15 protein-coding genes are annotated in these 17,108 nt (G+C 69.9%); 12 read left to right on the forward strand and 3 right to left on the reverse strand.

Annotated elements, in window-relative coordinates; translation table 11 throughout:
• A partial coding sequence (locus tag Q4P07_RS11200; RefSeq protein ID WP_303375002.1) for a cupin domain-containing protein occupies positions 1 to 1,315 on the forward strand: 1,315 nt, incomplete at its 5' end.
• On the opposite strand, the gene Q4P07_RS11205 is transcribed toward Q4P07_RS11200, so the two are convergent.
• Together Q4P07_RS11205 and Q4P07_RS11210 are read right to left on the reverse strand one after the other, a co-directional pair.
• On the reverse strand, positions 1,277 to 1,576 hold the full coding sequence (locus tag Q4P07_RS11205) for a sulfurtransferase TusA family protein (protein WP_303375003.1): 300 nt from the start codon (positions 1,574 to 1,576) through the stop codon (positions 1,277 to 1,279). The two genes, Q4P07_RS11200 and Q4P07_RS11205, sit on opposite strands and share 39 nt — an antisense overlap.
• A complete protein-coding gene (locus Q4P07_RS11210) occupies positions 1,573 to 2,520 on the reverse strand; it encodes a hypothetical protein (RefSeq protein ID WP_303375004.1) in 948 nt (315 codons plus the stop codon). Before Q4P07_RS11210 ends, Q4P07_RS11205 begins: the two co-directional genes overlap by 4 nt.
• A 128-nt stretch (positions 2,521 to 2,648) precedes the next feature.
• Between Q4P07_RS11210 and Q4P07_RS11215 the strand changes: the two genes are divergently transcribed.
• The 9 genes from Q4P07_RS11215 (at position 2,649) to Q4P07_RS11255 (ending at position 13,193) form a co-directional block, all read left to right on the forward strand.
• The gene (locus Q4P07_RS11215) at positions 2,649 to 3,611 is read left to right on the forward strand and encodes a sucrase ferredoxin (protein ID WP_303375005.1); all 963 of its coding nucleotides are present in this window, start codon (positions 2,649 to 2,651) and stop codon (positions 3,609 to 3,611) included.
• A 34-nt stretch (positions 3,612 to 3,645) separates the two neighbouring features.
• Positions 3,646 to 4,686: a rod shape-determining protein gene (locus Q4P07_RS11220; protein WP_303375016.1), complete on the forward strand. Its 1,041-nt coding sequence runs from the start codon at positions 3,646 to 3,648 to the stop codon at positions 4,684 to 4,686.
• 8 nt (positions 4,687 to 4,694) lie between these two features.
• Positions 4,695 to 5,504, forward strand: a complete 810-nt coding sequence (mreC, locus tag Q4P07_RS11225) for a rod shape-determining protein MreC (RefSeq protein WP_303375006.1) — start codon at positions 4,695 to 4,697, stop codon at positions 5,502 to 5,504.
• A gap of 79 nt (positions 5,505 to 5,583) precedes the next feature.
• The gene (locus Q4P07_RS11230) at positions 5,584 to 6,069 is read left to right on the forward strand and encodes a rod shape-determining protein MreD (protein WP_303375007.1); all 486 of its coding nucleotides are present in this window, start codon (positions 5,584 to 5,586) and stop codon (positions 6,067 to 6,069) included.
• Between the two features lie 137 nt (positions 6,070 to 6,206).
• Positions 6,207 to 8,180: a penicillin-binding protein 2 gene (gene mrdA, locus Q4P07_RS11235; protein ID WP_303375008.1), complete on the forward strand. Its 1,974-nt coding sequence runs from the start codon at positions 6,207 to 6,209 to the stop codon at positions 8,178 to 8,180.
• Positions 8,177 to 8,749, forward strand: coding sequence for a DUF1697 domain-containing protein (locus Q4P07_RS11240; protein WP_303375009.1), 573 nt, complete (start codon positions 8,177 to 8,179; stop codon positions 8,747 to 8,749). The genes mrdA and Q4P07_RS11240 overlap by 4 nt, the downstream gene beginning before the upstream one ends.
• Positions 8,750 to 8,769: 20 nt before the next feature.
• Positions 8,770 to 11,535 (forward strand): phosphoenolpyruvate carboxylase, encoded by a 2,766-nt coding sequence (gene ppc / locus Q4P07_RS11245; RefSeq protein WP_303375010.1) that lies wholly within the window; start codon positions 8,770 to 8,772, stop codon positions 11,533 to 11,535.
• Positions 11,536 to 11,616: 81 nt separating this feature from the next.
• The gene (locus Q4P07_RS11250) at positions 11,617 to 12,270 is read left to right on the forward strand and encodes a PepSY domain-containing protein (protein ID WP_303375011.1); all 654 of its coding nucleotides are present in this window, start codon (positions 11,617 to 11,619) and stop codon (positions 12,268 to 12,270) included.
• Between the two features lie 89 nt (positions 12,271 to 12,359).
• Positions 12,360 to 13,193 (forward strand): Fpg/Nei family DNA glycosylase, encoded by an 834-nt coding sequence (locus Q4P07_RS11255; RefSeq protein ID WP_303375012.1) that lies wholly within the window; start codon positions 12,360 to 12,362, stop codon positions 13,191 to 13,193.
• Positions 13,194 to 13,250: 57 nt separating this feature from the next.
• Here Q4P07_RS11255 and Q4P07_RS11260 read toward each other — a convergent pair whose 3' ends face one another.
• Complete coding sequence (locus tag Q4P07_RS11260; protein ID WP_303375013.1) at positions 13,251 to 13,967, reverse strand: PIG-L deacetylase family protein; 717 nt, start codon at positions 13,965 to 13,967, stop codon at positions 13,251 to 13,253.
• A 161-nt stretch (positions 13,968 to 14,128) separates the two neighbouring features.
• Here Q4P07_RS11260 and rpsO point away from each other — a divergent pair, with 161 nt between their 5' ends.
• Together rpsO and Q4P07_RS11270 are read left to right on the forward strand one after the other, a co-directional pair.
• Positions 14,129 to 14,398 (forward strand): 30S ribosomal protein S15, encoded by a 270-nt coding sequence (rpsO, locus tag Q4P07_RS11265; protein ID WP_303375014.1) that lies wholly within the window; start codon positions 14,129 to 14,131, stop codon positions 14,396 to 14,398.
• Between the two features lie 176 nt (positions 14,399 to 14,574).
• On the forward strand, positions 14,575 to 17,108 hold a 2,534-nt coding region (locus Q4P07_RS11270), incomplete at its 3' end, for a polyribonucleotide nucleotidyltransferase (RefSeq protein WP_303375015.1).

Below are 17,108 nucleotides of genomic sequence, written 5' to 3' on the forward strand. Positions count from 1 at the left end.
GGGGCGGGGGGGGGGGTGGGGGGGCGGCGCCGGCGCGGGGCGCCCCCCCTCCCCCCGGGGGGGGCGGGCGGGCCCCCCCCCCCCCCCCCCCCCCCGACTCCTCGGCACGACCAGCCCTGAGGACTTCGCCGGCTCGCACTGGGCTCAGCGACTGCACCTGGCGACGGCGGGGCAGCGCGGCGGCGACGACTTCTCCGACCTCTTCAGCCTTGCGGCCGTCGACGAGCTGATCTCCGAGCGCGGGCTGCGGACCCCCTTCCTCCGGGTCGCCAAGGACGGCACGACCCTGCCCGACCGGGCGTTCACGGCCGGTGGTGGGGTCGGCGCCGCGATCGCCGACCAGATCAGCGACGACCGGGTGCTTCAGCTCTTCGCGGACGGAGCGACGATCGTCCTGCAGGGGCTGCACCGCACCTGGGGTCCGATCAGAGAGTTCAGCGCCGACCTCGCGGCGGACCTCGGCCATCCCGTCCAGGTCAACGCCTACATCACCCCCTCGCAGAACCAGGGCTTCGCCGACCACTACGACGTCCACGACGTCTTCGTCCTCCAGGTCCACGGCGAGAAGCAGTGGACGCTGCACGAGCCCGTCCTGACCGCTCCGCTGCGCGATCAACCCTGGACCGATCGCCGAGCCGACGTCGAGGCGCGAGCCGACGACCCGCCATACCTGCAGACCATCCTCCGACCCGGCGACTGCCTCTATCTGCCCCGAGGCTGGATCCACGCGGCCCGTGCGCTGGGTGGTGTCACCGCGCACTTGACGATCGGGGTGCAGGGGTGGACCAGGCACCATCTGGCGCAGGCGCTGCTCGACCGCGCGAGCGTGAGGTTCGCCCACGCTGATGCGGTCCGTGCGAGCCTGCCGCTGGGGGTGGACCTGACTGACCCGGACTCGCTGACCTCAGAGGTCGAGACTGCCCGCGAGGCGGTGCTCGAGGCGGTGCGGACCTTGTCCGCGAGCGAGATCGTCGCGGTGCTTCGGGGCCGCCAGCGGGCTGCTCAGCGCCCTGCCCCGATCGCGCCGTTGGCCCAGCTGGCCGCTGGCGCGGCCTTGCAGCCACATGATCGGCTGCGGATGCGGCCGCACCTGATGGTCGACGTGCTGGCCGAGGAAGGTGATGAGGTCACGATCTCCTCAAGGGCCGGTCGCTTCGGTATGACGACCGCGCAACTTCCCGCCTTGCGTCGACTCCTCGCGCAAGGGGAGGGCGAGGATGGGGTACGAGTCGGCGATCTGGCGGAGTCGGAGGAGGAGGCGCTCGCGGTGGCTCGATTACTTCTTCGACAAGGGCTGGCCCTCGTCGTCGGCTGAGCGCTTACGGACCTCAAAGACGAAATAGCGCAGTGGCCAGGAGCCGTGGCGACCCAAGTCCTGGGCGTGGTGCCCCTGCCGAGCGGCCCAGACCGAGATCTCCATCGGTGCGAAACGGTCGCGACTCCAGATCTCCAGCACGGTGGCCGGGTCCAGTGTGTCCATGGTGCGATCCGCCTTGATGAGCCCGACCGCGCACGGTGCCCGGCGATTGTCGAGGAGGACATGGTCGACGCCGACGCGGGTAGGGGTGGTGCTCATCGGTGCGTGACCTTCACGGGCGGTGACTCGGCCAGGTCGTCGGTGTTGCACACACCTTGGACCGGCGAGCAGTGCCTAAACAAGGGGCACGTGATGAAGACGACGACGAGCGCCACGATGGCCAAGACCTTGAGCGGGATCAGCACGCCTGGATAGCTCAGCCACCACTCCAGCGGCATCACGCGGTAGCCCCACGCCATGAACACGCCGGTGAGGATGATGGTGGGCAGCACGAAACGGACGACCCAGCGGAAGCGATCGAGCTGCCGGGCGCCAGCCAGGACGGCGTCGAGATTGGGGTGGGCGCGTCCCGCGGGCATGGCGACGGCGATATTCCACAGCGCGCCACCAAGCCACAGGCTGAAGGCGCTCAGGTGCAGCATCCGGACCAGCCCGTGCCAGTCGGTCCCCGCGTCGGTCGTCGCCCAGGCTGCCAGGAGCAGCGTGACCACCGCCAGCGCGAGGATCGCGGTGGCCCTGCGGGTCACACCGGACAGGAGCAGCCCGGCGAGCAGGACCGACCCGATGACCATGCCCCACCGCAAGGAAGGGTCGATCATCATCGGCGGCACCACCAGTGCGCCGGGTGCACCGAGGAAGACGATCGGCGCGACCCAGCGGGCCACTTGGTCGGCACGGGTCAGGGCGCTGTCGTTGAGCCGCGCGATGGCCTCGTCATCGACATCGGTCTCGTGGGCTCGCAGGTAGCAGACCCGCCATGCCAGGAAGCCACCGGCGAGCGCGAGCGACCACAACGTGAGCCACCGCATACCCAGAGCCATCGGCTCCAGGCCCATGCCACGACCGGTGAAGAACGCTCCGCCCAGCGACGCGAGGGTGATGAGGGCAAAGGCGACCTTGGGCAGGAAGGGGGTCTCTTCCTTGACGATGATCGTCAGGGTGTCGGCGCGCTCCCGGTCCCTGGTGGTCAGTGTGTCGTCCATGCGCCAACCCTTCTATGAATTACGATACGTAATATGACCAAAATACCCCAGGCCTGGCACCGCCGTCTAGAGGGACACCCCCTCCTGCGACACTGATGACCATGTCTAGCTCGCCCACATTGCCTCTCGTGCCGTGCAGTACCGCGGCGCGCGAGCGGCATGACCCGATGCTCGGGACGGCTCCGCCCCAGCAGCGCTTCCTGCTGGTCGAGCAGGACTCGGGCTGGGCGTTCTCTGGATTTTCCTCCCTGGCGATCCAGGAAGACATCCGCGACGAGGTGCTCAGGCGTGCCGAGACGGCGGGCGCTCGCGTGATGCTGATCCGACGGCCAGGGCGGCAGACCTCATCCGTCTGCCTGATGCGCAGCTGGTGTGTTGTTGACCCCCAGGCTCCTGCAGGGGAGCGTGTGACGTGGGGTTCCTGGTCCTACCCGGCCGAGCTGCTCAGCGGGGTAGAACGGCTCGAGGAGTTGGTGGCCCGAGACAGCGCCAGGGCCGAGCAGGGGTTGGGTCGCCAGTTGGTGGACGGGGCGCGCGAGAGCCTCGTCGACGAGCCGCTCATCCTGGTCTGCACGCACGGCAAGAAGGACCCCTGCTGCGCCGTCCGTGGCCGTCCGGTCGCCAAGATGCTCGCGCAGCGCTGGCCCGAACAGACCTGGGAGTGCTCGCACACCGGCGGAGACCGGTTCGCGGCCAACGTGCTGCTCCTGCCCGACGGTGCGACCTACGGAAGCCTCGACGTCGAGTCGGCGTTCGCGACGATCGAAGCACACCGGGCGGGACGCCCGGACATCACACACCTGCGTGGCGTGACCGGACACCGCCGTGCGGTTCAAGCCGCGGTAGTGGCGGTGCACGAGCAGCTCGGGCCGCTGCCGTGGGGGAGCGTGACGGCCACGGGTATGACGCAGCGCGCACCCGCGGAGGGGGAAGTGACGGCCTTCACCGTCAGCCTCGAGTTGGCCGACGGGCGCCTCGTCGAGGTCGAGGTGGGCGAGCACCATGGTGCTCCCGCGCAGCTGACCTGCCGTAGCGAGGGGGGCAAAGTCTCTCAGGTGCCGGTCCCCGGCGAGGTTCGGTTCGTCAGCTAGACCGACCGCCTACCATCACTGGGTGACCACGGGCATGAGCGAGCCGACGCGGGGCGGCTGGGCGCCGCTGGGCCGCGACCTCGCCATCGACCTGGGCACCGCCACGACCCAGATTCACGTGCGCGGGCGCGGCGTCGTCTTGGACGAGCCGACGGTGGTCGCCGTCGACACCACCTCGGGCCGACTTGTCGCCGCCGGAGCCTCTGCCCGCGAGATGTTGGGCCGCACGCCCGAGCATGTCCTGACGATGCGTCCGCTCACCGATGGCGTGATCACCGACGCCGAGGTGACCGAGCAGTTGTTGCGCCATCTCGTCGAGCGCGTTCGCCCCTCACGGCTGGTGCGCCCGCGTGCCGTGGTCGCAGTCCCCAGCGGCGTCACCGCAGTCGAGCGTCGCGCCCTGGAGGACGCCGCGATCCGGTGCGGGGTCCGTGGGGTCTACGTGCTCGAAGAGGTGATGGCGGCCGCAATCGGGGCAGACCTGCCCGTCGACTCAGCGACCGCGTCAATGGTCGTCGACATGGGTGGGGGCACGACCGACGTCGCGGTGATCTGCCTCGGCGGCATCGTCAACGCGCGCAGCCTCCGCACCGGGGGCGAAGAGGTCGATGAGGCGATCGTCGCCGGTGTCAAGGCGTCCCATGACCTGCTCCTGGGCGAACGCTCGGCCGAGGACATCAAGATCAAGGCGGGTGCCGTCTGGCCGCTCGCCCACGAGCTCACCGCGCGAGTCCGCGGCCGCGACCTGAGCACCGGTCTGCCCCGCACGATCGAGCTGTCCAGCAGCGAGGTTCGCCGGATGATCGAGCCGGTCACGACCCAGGTCGTCGAGGCGGTCCGCCTCGTCCTAGACATCTGCCCGCCCGAGCTGGCCGGCGACCTGCTCGACGCGGGGATCGTGTTGACGGGCGGCGGCGCCCTGCTGCGCGGGTGGACCGAACGCCTCCGGCACGAGCTCGGCATACCCGTCCATCTCGCTGACGACCCGCAGCACGCCGTGATCCGCGGGGCCGGGGCGTGCGTGGAGGACTTCGCGTCGCTGCGGCGGGTGCTGATGAGCACCTCGCGCCGCTAGGTGCTGGTATGCCGAACCGTCGCCGATTGCTGCCGGCCACCGCCGGGGTGCTCACGATGCTCACGGCCGGGGTCCTGGTCCTCGATCTAGCCCGACCGGGGATGGCCGACCCGGTCCGCGAGGGGGTCGCGACCGTCGCGGGTCCCGTCCAGGCGCTGCTGTCCAGCTGGGACGACTCGCCCCTCACCGAGCTCACCCAGGAACGCAACGAGCTCGCGGCCGAGGTCACGCGTCTGCAGGAGGATGTGCGTCGCCACGAGCAGCTCGAGTCGCTGGATCGCTCGAGCACCTGGGGAGATCACACGCTGCTCCCGGCGCGGGTCGTCGGGTTTTCACCAGCCACCTCGCCGGTGGGCGGCCGGACGGTGACGATCGATGTGGGTGCCGATGCAGGCGTGCGCGTGGATCAGACGGTGACCGACGCGCACGGGCTCGTCGGTCGCGTGTTGCGAGTGGCCCCCACCAGTGCCGACGTGCTGCTCGTGGGCGATGCGGGCGTGGTCGTGGGAGTGCGGTTTGGTGCGCAGGACGCTCTGGGCAGCGTCGAAGCCATCCCCGCGCCCGGCTTGCCGCGCCGCGGCCACGGCGAGCTCACCCTCACGGCCCTGGGGGATACCCCGATCCACGTGGGCGACGAGGTCACCACGCTCGGCAGCCCCGATGACCGCCCCTACGCAGCACGGATCCCGCTGGGGACGGTCACCGCGCTCGATCCGGACCGCGGTCAGCTCGCGGCGACCGCGGTCGTGACCGCGCACGTCGACACCGACCTCCTGGACCTGGTCGCGGTCGTTTTCGTCGACGGGGCGGCGCCATGAGCGGTCCCGACCCGGACCTGAGGGCCGTGATCTCCCGAGGCTGGGGCGACCGTTCGGTGTGGCTGGGTGAGGTGAGGGCATGAGCAAGGTGCTTGGGGTGCTCGTGCGAGGGCTGCTGCTGACGGCGGCTGTGCTGGCGCCGAGCGCGTGGCCGCTGGGCGTGCCGCGTGCCGATCTGGTGATCCTCGTCGTCGCCGCCGCTGCCCTGATGGGCGGACCGGTGACCGGTCTGCTGGTCGGGTTGGCGGGCGGCTGGCTGATCGACCTCGTGCCGCCCGGTGCCGAACCCCTCGGTGCGAGTGCGCTGTCCTACGCCGCTGCCGGTTTCCTGCTCGGGCTGGCCCGCCGCTACGCGGCCGCGTCGCCGCTGTTGCCATGGCTGGCCACGGCGCTGGCGGCGGCGCTCGTGCTCGGGGTCCGTGGGCTCACCGCAGCCGCCGGTGTCGGCCGGGTCGTGGCAAGTGAGCTGGCCTGGTCGTTGGCCATCACCCTCCTCGTCTCGATCATCCTGCTCCCGGCGCTGCTGGTCCTGGAACGCTGGCTCCGCGAACGGCGCTGGGCATGAGGTCGAGCCAGCCTGAAGGCGGTGGACCGGGAGCTCCTGGCCGCCGTCTCCCGCCCTCCCGTCAGCGGCCTCGGATCCGGGTGGTCGCGCCACAGGTCACACCTCCTCGGGTTCGGCAACGGCTGGACACCCGCCCGATGTGGGCGATCCTGCTCGCCGTGGTGGTCCTCGGCTCCCTCCTGCTCGGGCGGTTGTCCTGGATGCAGCTGGTCCGGCATGACGAGGCCGTCGTCGCCGCGGCTGAGGTCAGCACCCGTGAGGTCATCATTCCCGGCCTGCGCGGCCGGATCCTGGCCCAGGACGGCACCTTGCTCGCCGCCAACGAGCCCTCGACCGTCGTCACCGTCGACCCCGAAGTAGTCATGGAGGCGCAGGACCAAGGGCGCGCGCTGATCTCTGACGTCGCCTCGGCCCTGGACCTGCCGGTCGAGCAGTTGTGGGGGCGCACGCGTCTCTGCGGCAGCGCCGACGCGCCACCGGTCCCGGGCTGTTTCTCCGGCTCGCCTTATGAGCCAGTGCCGATCGCGTATGACGTGGACCCCGTCGCCGCGCTCGCCGTCCTCGAACGCCCCGAGGCGTTCCCCGGGATCGCGGTGAACACGCTGCCGGTGCGTTCCTACCCCTCGCCGGCGGGCGTCAACGCCGCGCACCTGCTGGGCTACCTCGGTCGCCCCACTCAGGCCGAGGTCGACGGGTCAGGCGGTGGGCTCGAGGCCGCGGACCGGCTCGGCCGCGCGGGACTGGAGCAGGTTTACGACGGCGACCTGCGCGGCATACCCGGTCGCACCACCGTGACCGTCGATCCGCGTGGCGTCGTCACCGGTCAGCTCTCCACCAGTGATCCCACGCCCGGCGTCGACCTGCGCAGCCACATCGACGTCGACGTCCAGCTGGCCGCCGAGAAGGCCCTTAAGGAGGCAGTCCGGGCTGGCAGACGCGCTGGCGCTCCAGCCCGCTCGGGGGCCGCGATCGTGCTGGAGCCGGACACCGGGGCGGTGGTCGCGGCCGCCAGCTGGCCGACCTATGACCCCGACATCTGGACCCGTGGGATCACCCAGGACGAGTACGACCAGCTCCTGGACCCGGACCGCGGAGAGCCCCTCGTCAACCGGCTCGTCGCGACGACCTTCCCGCCAGCCTCCACCTTCAAGGTCGTCTCACTGTCCGCAGCGATCCAGACCGGGGTGGACCCGGACGGCACGTACGCGTGCCCCGGCGCCGTGACTATCGCCGGGCAGCGCTTCACCAACTACGAGTCGGAAGCCTTCGGCGAGATCGACGTGCCGCGCATCATCGAGGTCTCTTGCGACACCGTCTTCTACCGGTGGGCCTATGACCAGTGGCGCAGCCTCGGGGGGCTCGGGCAGGCCTCCGACGACGGCGACCGCTTCATCCAGGTGGCCCGCGGCTTCGGCCTCGGGGTGCCGACCGGCATCGACCTGACCGCCGAGGCCGCTGGGCTGGTGCCCTCCAGGGAGTGGAAGCGGGCCTACTGGGAGGCGACCAAGGACGAGTCGTGTGCCCGGGCGAAGGACGGTTATCCGCAGATCAAGGACAAGAAGCGCCGCACCTTCCTGAAGCGTCTCGCCGAGGAGAGTTGCATGGACGGCTGGCAGTGGCGACCCGGCGATGCCGTCAACTTCGCGATCGGGCAGGGCGACCTGCAGGTCACGCCCGCGCAGCTCGCGGTCGTGTATGCGGCGATCGCCAACGGGGGCAAGCTGTGGCAGCCGCAGCTTGTGGCCGCGCTCCAACGCCAGGACGGGACGGTCGTCGCGGAGGTCGAACCCCAGCTGGTCGGCTCGGTCTCGTTGAGCGACGAGGCGCTCGCTGCCGTGCGCGAGGGGGTGGAGGGCGTCCCGCTGCGGGGGACGGCGAGCGGAGCTTTCGCCGGGTGGCCCCACGCGGCCTATCCGCTGGCCGGCAAGACCGGCTCGGCAGAGGCCTTTGGCAAGGTCGCGACCGGATGGTTCGCGTCCTACGGGCCCACCACGGATCCGCGGTATGTCGTGGTCGTGATGGTGGAGGAGGGGGGCCTTGGCAGTGATGTCGCCGCACCGGCGGCCCGCGCAATCTGGGAGGCGCTGCGGGCCAAGGAGGTCATGCCATGAGCCGGACCCACGTCGCGCTGCTGCGCGGCATCAACGTCGGTGGCCACAATTCGCTCCCCATGGCCCAGCTGCGCGGGATCGCCGAGGGTCTGGCCTGGGGTGAGGTCGCCACCTACATCCAGTCCGGCAACCTCGTCTTCACCGCGACGGGGGAGCGGGCCGCGCTAGAGGCCGCGTTGCAGAGCGCCATCAGGAAGGAGACCGGCCTCGACCTCCCCGTCCTCGTCCTCACCCGGGCCGAGGCGCTCGCCCTCGCGACCGACTGCCCCTGGCCTGACGTCGTCGATCCCCGCCTGGTCCATGTTTTTGTCTACCCTTTCCCGCTCACCGAGCAGGCCCGCTCCGGGGTCGAGGCAGCCGCCACCGCCGGGCCGGACGAGGTGCGGGTCAGCGGGCGCATCCTCTACGTCCACACTCCCGCCGGCTTCAGCAGGAGCACCGTCGTACCACTGCTGGACAGAGCGGCCCTGCGGCGGGTCACCGGACGGGGCACGGCCCGCAACCTGGCCACGGTGCGCAAGATCGGGCACCTGTTCGAGCCTAGCCCTGGCGCTCAGGGCCCCTCCTAGGTTGCCGTAGGGTCACCCGGGTGAGCGAGAACCCCATTACCGAGGATCCCCTCAGCCCCGAGCTGCGCGCCGACGTGCGCCGCGTTTCCACGCTCCTGGGCCAGTCGCTGGTGCGCCATCACGGCCAGGAATTGCTGGACGCCGTGGAGCAGGTCCGCCTCACGACCAAGGCCAGCAAGGAGGGGGACGAGGGCGCCGCGGACGAGGTGCGCCGTGTCCTCGCCGGGCTGCCCCTGGACCGTGCGGCCGACCTGGTGCGCGCCTTCTCTGCCTACTTCCACCTGGCCAATGCGGCCGAGCAGGTGCACCGCGTGCGCACCCTCACCGCACGCGAGGAGGCCGACGGATGGCTGGTCAGCGCGGTCCGGGACATCGTCGAGACCGGCGGCCCGGGACTGCTCGCGGACACCGTGGCGGAGCTCGACGTGCGGCCGGTGTTCACCGCGCACCCGACCGAGGCCTCCCGTCGCAGCGTCCTGACCAAGCTGCGCCGGCTCTCCGACGTGCTCGCGGTCCCCACCCCGCCGGACACGCTCGCGCGTCGACGTCAGGACCGCGACCTCGCTGAGCTCATCGACCTCATCTGGCAGACCGATGAGCTCCGTCAGACGCGGCCGACGCCGATGGACGAGGCGCGCAACGCCATGTACTACCTCCACGAGGTCCTCTCCTCGACGATGCCCGAACTGCTCGGCGACCTGGGCGACCTCCTCCAGCAGCACGGCGTCGAGGTCGACGTGCAACGCCCACCGGTGCGCTTCGGCTCCTGGATCGGCGGTGACCGCGACGGCAACCCGTTCGTGACGCCGCAGATGACCCGCGAGATCCTGCGGCTCCAAGGTCGGCACGCAGTCGCGGTCGCGCGATCACTCATCGAGGTGCTGATCTCCCAGATCTCCTCCTCGACCGCGATTGTCGACATGTCCGCCGAGCTGGAGGCGTCGCTGCGAGCGGACCTCGTCCACCTGCCAGGCATCGACAAGCGAGTCCTCGAGCTCAATGCCCAGGAGCCCTACCGCCTCAAGCTCACCTGCGTCAAGGCCAAGCTCCTCAACAGCCTCGCCCGCATCGAGACCGGCACCGAGCATGAGCCGGGCAGGGACTACGAGGACGTCCACGGCATTCTCGCCGACCTGCAGATCGTGGGTGACTCGCTGCGCGGGCACGGTGGCGAGCTGGTCGCTGACGGCCGCCTCGCGCGGGTCGCCCAAACGATCGCGGGCACCGGCCTGCACCTGGCCACCCTCGACGTCCGCGAGCACGCCGACAAGCACCATGAGGCGCTCGCGCCGATGGTGGACGCTGTCGCGGCCGCCGGTGAGCGAGGGTATGGCGAGCTCGATCGCGCCGAGCGGATCACCCTGCTCACCTCCGAGCTCGGATCCCGTAGACCGCTGCTGACAAGGGCCGCCCACCGGGAGCCGACACTGGCCGTCTTCGACGAGATCCGAGAGGCGCTGGACACCTACGGCGACGCGGCCATCGAGACCTACATCATCTCCATGTCACGCGGCATCGACGACGTCTTCGCGGCGGCGGTGCTGGCCCGGGAGGCTGGTCTGGTCGACCTGCACGGTGGGGCAAACGGGGAGGGCGCGTTCGCGCGGATCGGCTTCGCGCCGCTGCTGGAGACGATCGAGGAGCTGCGGGGTGCGGCGCCGTTCGTCGACGCGATGCTCGCGACCCCGGCCTACCGCGAGCTCGTCCGGCTGCGCGGGGACGTGCAGGAGATCATGCTCGGCTACTCCGACTCCAACAAGGAGGCCGGCGTGCTGACCAGCCAGTGGAGCATCCACCAGGCCGAGCGCGGCCTGCGCGACGTCGCCGCCCGGCACGGCGTGCGGCTGCGACTCTTCCACGGTCGCGGCGGCTCGGTCGGCCGCGGAGGCGGACCCACCTACGACTCGATCCTGGCCCAGCCCCACGGTGTACTGGAGGGCGAGATCAAGTTTACCGAGCAGGGCGAGGTCATCTCCGACAAGTACTCCCTCCCGGCCCTGGCCAAAGAGAACCTCGCGCTGTCCGTCGCGGCCGTCATGCGTGCCAGCGCGCTGCACCGCGACCCTCGCACCACGGCGCAGGAGCGGGAGCGCTACGGCGAGGTCATGGATGTCGCGAGCCAGGCGGCGTTCACCGCCTACCGCGAGCTGATCGACCAACCGGACCTGCCCGCCTACTTCGTCGCCTCCACCCCCGTCGACCAGCTGGGCGATCTCAACATCGGCTCTCGTCCCAGCAAGCGACCCGACACGGGCAAGGGGCTGGACGGGCTGCGGGCCATCCCGTGGGTCTTCGGCTGGACCCAGACGCGACAGATCATCCCGGGTTGGTATGGCGTCGGGTCCGGGTTGAAGGCTGCACGCGAGGCGGGGCACGGTGAGACGCTGACCGAGATGCTCGCGCAGTGGCACTTCTTCGCTGCGGTCGTCTCCAACGTGGAGATGACCGTAGCCAAGACCGACCTGGAGATCGCAGCCCACTACATTCGGACCCTGGTGCCGCAGGGGCTGCGGCACATCTTCGAGGCGATCCGGACCGAGTTCGAGCTCACCGTCGCCGAGCTCAAGATGCTGACCGGTGAGGAGACTCTGCTGGATAACCAGCCGGTGCTCAAACGCACACTCGCCGTCCGCGACAACTACCTCGACCCGATCTCCTACCTGCAGGTGGAGCTGCTCCGCCGCCTGCGGGAAGAGCCGGTCGATCCGCACGAGCGCGACCAGCTGCAGCGCGCCCTGCTCGCGACCGTCAACGGGGTCGCTGCCGGACTGCGCAACACCGGCTGACGAGCGCTGCGCCGCCCTGCGTGAGAGCCGATCGCCGAAAGGATGAGAGGCCCTCTCATCCAGCACTGAAAGGCTAGGGCCATGACGACGACAACCACGCGCACGATGACAGCTGCTTTCGCCTTGGCTCTTGCGCTCGGCGTGAGCGCATGCGCCACGGATTCCACGGACGGGGACGGTGTGCAGGCGGAGACGTCGAGCACGCCCACTGGGGGAGCTACCGATGAGGCCTCTGGTGACGGCGCTGGGACGACCGAGGCGGGGGATGGCACCGCAGATGCCGAGGAGACCACCAAGGCCGCTGACGACAGCACGGCCACTGCCACCGGCGACCTGGCTGCCGTGCTTGCCGCTGTCAAGGCGGCGGAGACAGAAGCGGGGGGCAAGGCCTACGAGGCCGACAAGCAGGGTGCCGACGGCACCTGGGAGATCGACGTCCAGGACGGTGACCGCTCGGTAGAGGTGACGGTAGCGGCGGACGGGACCATCCAGAAGGGCGAGGACGGCACCATGGATGACGACGACCGTGTGGCTCTGGACGGCGCCACCGTCACGATGTCTGAGGCCATCACGGCGGCCATCGATGAGGTCGGTGGCCAGCTCGACGACGCCGAGCTGGACGAGAAGGACGGCACCTACGCGTGGGAGATCAGCGTTGACGCCACAGATGAGGGCCGTGATGACGTCGAGGTCAGGATCGATCTGGTCTCGGGTGAGGTCCAGAGCGTCAACTGACTGACGGTCGTGGCGCGCCGAGCGGTCGGACCGCAGGCCGTGGCCACCCGCATGACGGGGGCGCTCGCCATACCTGAGAGCATCAGCAGATGCCCGAGGGACACACGCTCCACCGCCTCGCCCGCTCCATCGACACCGCGTTCGCCGGCACGACGCCGCTGGTCGCCAGCCCGCAGGGCCGCTTCGTTGAGGGGGCCGCGCTGCTGGACGGCACCGTGCTGGAGCGAGCCTGGGCGCACGGAAAGCTGCTCTTCGTCGACTTCGAGCAGGACCGCTCCCTCTATGTCCACCTCGGTCTGATCGGCAAGTGGTTCGTGCAGCCGGTGGCGCCGGAGGATGCAGAGCTCGGACCCGCGGTCGCCGGGGAGGTGCGGCTGCGGATCGCCGATGAGCGGCACGTCGCCGACCTGCGCGGACCGATGGCTTGCCAGCTCGTCGACCCGCTCGAGGTGGCGCGGCTCGTCGCGCGGCAGGGCCCGGACCCGCTGCAGCAGGGGCAGGACAGTGACGCCGCGTATCGCAAGATCTCCGCGTCCGGCAGGACGATCGCCGAGCTGCTCATGGACCAGACCGTGCTGGCCGGTGTCGGCAACATCTACCGGTGCGAGGTGCTGTGGCGGCACCGCGTCCAGCCGCTCAAGCCCGGCCGCAGCATCAAGCGCGTGACCTGGCAGCTCATCTGGGACGACCTCGTTGCCCTGATGCCCTGGGGGGTGCGGACCGGGGCGATCATCACCCTCGACGACGTGCTCGAGGACACCGTGGCCGCGTTCGCGCGTGGTGAGACGCCGGAGGTGCCGCGGGAGTTCGCGGTCTATCAACGGACAGGTATGCCGTGCCTGCGGTGCGGGTCGACCGTCCGGACCAAAGTCGTCGCCGGACGCAACCTCTTCTGGTGCGGCGGCTGCCAGCGCCGCACCTGACCGGGCGGTCGGCTCTGCCACACCGGGCGGTCGGCTCTGCCACACCTGTTCTCGTGGTCAGCGAGCGTGCACCGTGGCCGCCCAGTGATAGCGGCCCGGCTGGTCGGGGTCGCCGAGGATCTGACCCAAGAGCTCAGACGGTGTGGGGTAGTGGGGTCCGAGCGCCAACAGATACTCCGCGTGCGCCGCCAGCGAGGCGACCGCCCGGTCGAAGGTCTCGGTCACGTCCATGACATGGGTCGGGTTGCTGGTGCCTGTGACCGCGATCCAACGGACACCCTCCCAGGGCTCGAGGCCCTCCTCGACCAGCTCGGGGAAGATCCAACGGTTGCCCGCGGCCGCCACCGCATCGATGGTGGCCAGCCCGACAGCGCGGTGATCTGCCTGGTTGAGCCCGCCGCTGGGAAACACGTCGGCATACGTCATCGTGGTGACCAGCTCGGGACGGAGCCGGCGGATCTCGCGGGCCAGGTCGCGGCGCAGGCCGAGGCCGCCCTCGACCACGCCATCGGCAAAGCCTTCCAGGAAGTCGACCGTGTGCACGCCCACCTCGCGGGCTCCATCGCGCTCCTCCTGCTCCCGGAGCGGCCCAGCCTGCCCCGGTGCCATGCTCGCGATCCCCGCCTCACCGCGGGTGGCCAGCAAGTAGGAGATCTCCTTGCCTGCGTCGGTCCAGGCCGCAACGGCGGCCGCAGTGCCATACTCCAGATCGTCGGGGTGGGCGGCGATGCACAGGGCGCGGGTCCAGTCGGTCGGGAAGGGCTCTAGGGTCATCTCCACACCCTGTCACGGAGCGCCCTCTCCTCGGTGAAGACGATTAGGGCCGACGCCGCCTGCGCTGTTATTCTGGGCGATGCCGTCTTAACGGCCGCGGATTGAGAGTGCCCTGGTGGATATGCCCAGGTTGCGCCGCGCAACGAGAGAAGGAGTCGCCCATGGGGCTGGACATCGCCGTGAAGGCACAGATCATGAAGGACTACGGCCAGACCGAGGGCGACACCGGCTCCCCGGAGGTGCAGGTCGCGCTGCTCACCCAGCGCATCTTGGACCTCACCGAGCACTCCCGTGAGCACAAGCACGACCACCACAGCCGTCGTGGACTGCTTCTGCTCGTCGGCAAGCGCAAGCGCCTCCTCCGTTACCTGCAGGACACCGACATCGAGCGCTACCGCGCGCTGATCAAGCGCCTCGGCCTGCGCCGCTGAACTTCGCAGGGGAGCGGCTCCCGACCGATCGGGAGCCGCTCCTTTGCGTATGACGCACCGAGAGACTTCTCTTTCGACGCGTCGGGGGACTGCCGGGACGGCAGGCTCCCAACCAGCAGTACCCAGCCGGGCACAACGACGATGCCCCGGGCTGAGAAGAGAGAAAAGGAGGACCCATGGAGGGTCCAGAGATCACTTTTGCTGAAGCCACCATCGACAACGGCAGCTTCGGCACCCGAACCGTCCGGTTCGAGACCGGCCGCCTGGCCAAGCAGTCTGGCGGCGCAATCACCGCCTACCTTGACGACGACACGATGCTCCTGTCGACCACGACCGCGGGCAAGCACCCCAAGGACCACTTCGATTTCTTCCCGCTGACGGTGGACGTTGAGGAGCGCATGTATGCCGCGGGCAAGATCCCGGGCAGCTTCTTCCGCCGCGAGGGTCGACCGTCGACCGACGCGATCCTCACCTGCCGCCTGATCGACCGCCCGCTGCGCCCGACCTTCGCCAAGGGCCTGCGTAACGAGGTCCAGGTCGTCATCACGGTCCTTTCCTTAAACCCAGACCACCAGTACGACGTGCTGGCGATCAACGCCGCGTCCGCGTCCACCCAGATCTCGGGCCTGCCGTTCAGCGGTCCGATCGGTGCGACCCGCGTGTCCCTGATCGATGGCCAGTGGGTGGCCTTCCCCAACTTCTCCGACAGCGCCCGCTCGACCTTCGACATGGTCGTGGCCGGTCGGGTTGTCGGCGATGATGTCGCGATCATGATGGTCGAGGCAGAGTCCACCGACGCGACCTGGGACCTCGTGAAGAACCAGGGCAAGCAGGCTCCCACCGAGGATGTCGTCGCCCAGGGTCTGGAGGAGTCCAAGAAGTTCATCAAGGTCCTCTGTGAGGCTCAGCAGCAGGTGGCGAGCGCCGCCGCCAAAGAGGTGCAGGACTTCCCGCGCTTCCTTGACTACCAGGACGACGCCTACGCCGCTGTCGAGGAGGCCACCTCGGCCGACCTCACCGCAGCGCTGCAGATCGCGGGCAAGCAGGAGCGTGAGAGCCGCATCGAGGAGATCAAGGCCGCGATGAAGGGCAAGCTCCTCGGCACGCAGGCGGACACCTCCGGCGACAGCGACGCGCCGTTCGCGGGCCGCGACAAGGAGTTGGGTGCGGCCTATCGCAGCGTCCAGAAGCAGCTCATCCGTGAGCGCATCCTGCGCGACGAGGTCCGGATCGACGGCCGTGGTCTGAAGGACATCCGCGCGTTGTCCGCCGAGGTCGAGGTCATCCCGCGGGCGCACGGCTCGGCGATCTTCGAGCGGGGCGAGACCCAGATCCTGGGCGTGACCACCCTCAACATGTTGCGTATGGAGCAGCAGCTGGACACCCTCTCCCCGGTGACCCGCAAGCGCTACATGCACAACTACAACTTCCCGCCCTACAGCACCGGTGAGACCGGCCGCGTGGGCTCCCCGAAGCGTCGCGAGATCGGTCACGGTGCGCTCGCCGAGCGCGCGCTCATGCCGGTGCTGCCGGCGCGCGAGGACTTCCCCTACGCGATCCGGCAGGTCTCCGAGGCGCTCAGCTCCAACGGCTCCACCTCGATGGGCTCGGTCTGCGCGTCCACGATGTCGCTGCTCAACGCCGGGGTGCCGCTGCGCGCCATGGTGGCGGGCATCGCGATGGGCCTGGTTTCCGCCGAGCTGAAGAACGAGGCCGGTGAGTCCGAGATGCGCTATGCAGCGCTGACCGACATCCTCGGCGCCGAGGACGCGTTCGGCGACATGGACTTCAAGGTCGCCGGCACCAAGGAATTCATCACCGCGATCCAGCTCGACACCAAGCTCGACGGCCTCCCGGCCGACGTGCTGGGCAGCGCGCTGACCCAGGCTCATGAGGCGCGTCTGCACATCCTGGACGTCATGGCCGAGGCGATCGATGCACCCGACGAGATGAGCCCCTACGCTCCTCGCGTCATCTCGGTGAAGGTCCCCGTGGACAAGATCGGTGAGGTCATCGGCCCGAAGGGCAAGATGATCAACCAGATCCAGGAGGACACTGGCGCCGACATCTCCATCGAGGACGACGGCACCGTCTACATCGGCGCGACCGACGGTCCTTCGGCCGAGGCTGCACGGGCCGCGATCAACGCGATCGCCAACCCGCAGATGCCGGAGATCGGCGAGCGCTTCCTGGGCACCGTGGTCAAGACCACGACGTTCGGTGCGTTCATCTCGCTGCTTCCCGGCAAGGACGGGCTGCTGCACATCTCCGAGATCCGCAAGCTCGTCGGCGGACGGCGCATCGACGCTGTCGAGGACGTGCTCGCGGTGGGCCAGAAGGTCCAGGTCGAGCTCAAGGAGATCGACCCGCGCGGCAAGCTCTCGCTGGGCGCCGTGGTCGACGAGTCCGCGGCCGCTGGCGACACTGCTCGCGCCGATGGTGCGCACGCATCGCAGGCCGCAGCCGCTGAGGCGCCGGAGCTTCCCGGCACCGACGCTCCTGCGCCGGTGGAGCAGGCCCCCGCACAGCAGGCCCAGAGCGCCAGCAAGGTCGAGTCGGACCAGAGCGACAGCAAGGTCGAGTCCGACCAGAGCGACGATGGCCAGAGCGACGACAGCGAAGGTGGCGAGGGCGCAGACCGTCCGCGTCGCCAGCGTCGCCGTCGTGGTGGCCGTGGCCGCGGCAACAGTGACCAGGCCGGCAACGGTGA

It is taken from the genome of Ornithinimicrobium sp. (assembly GCF_030537745.1).
Taxonomy (GTDB): domain Bacteria; phylum Actinomycetota; class Actinomycetes; order Actinomycetales; family Dermatophilaceae; genus Ornithinicoccus.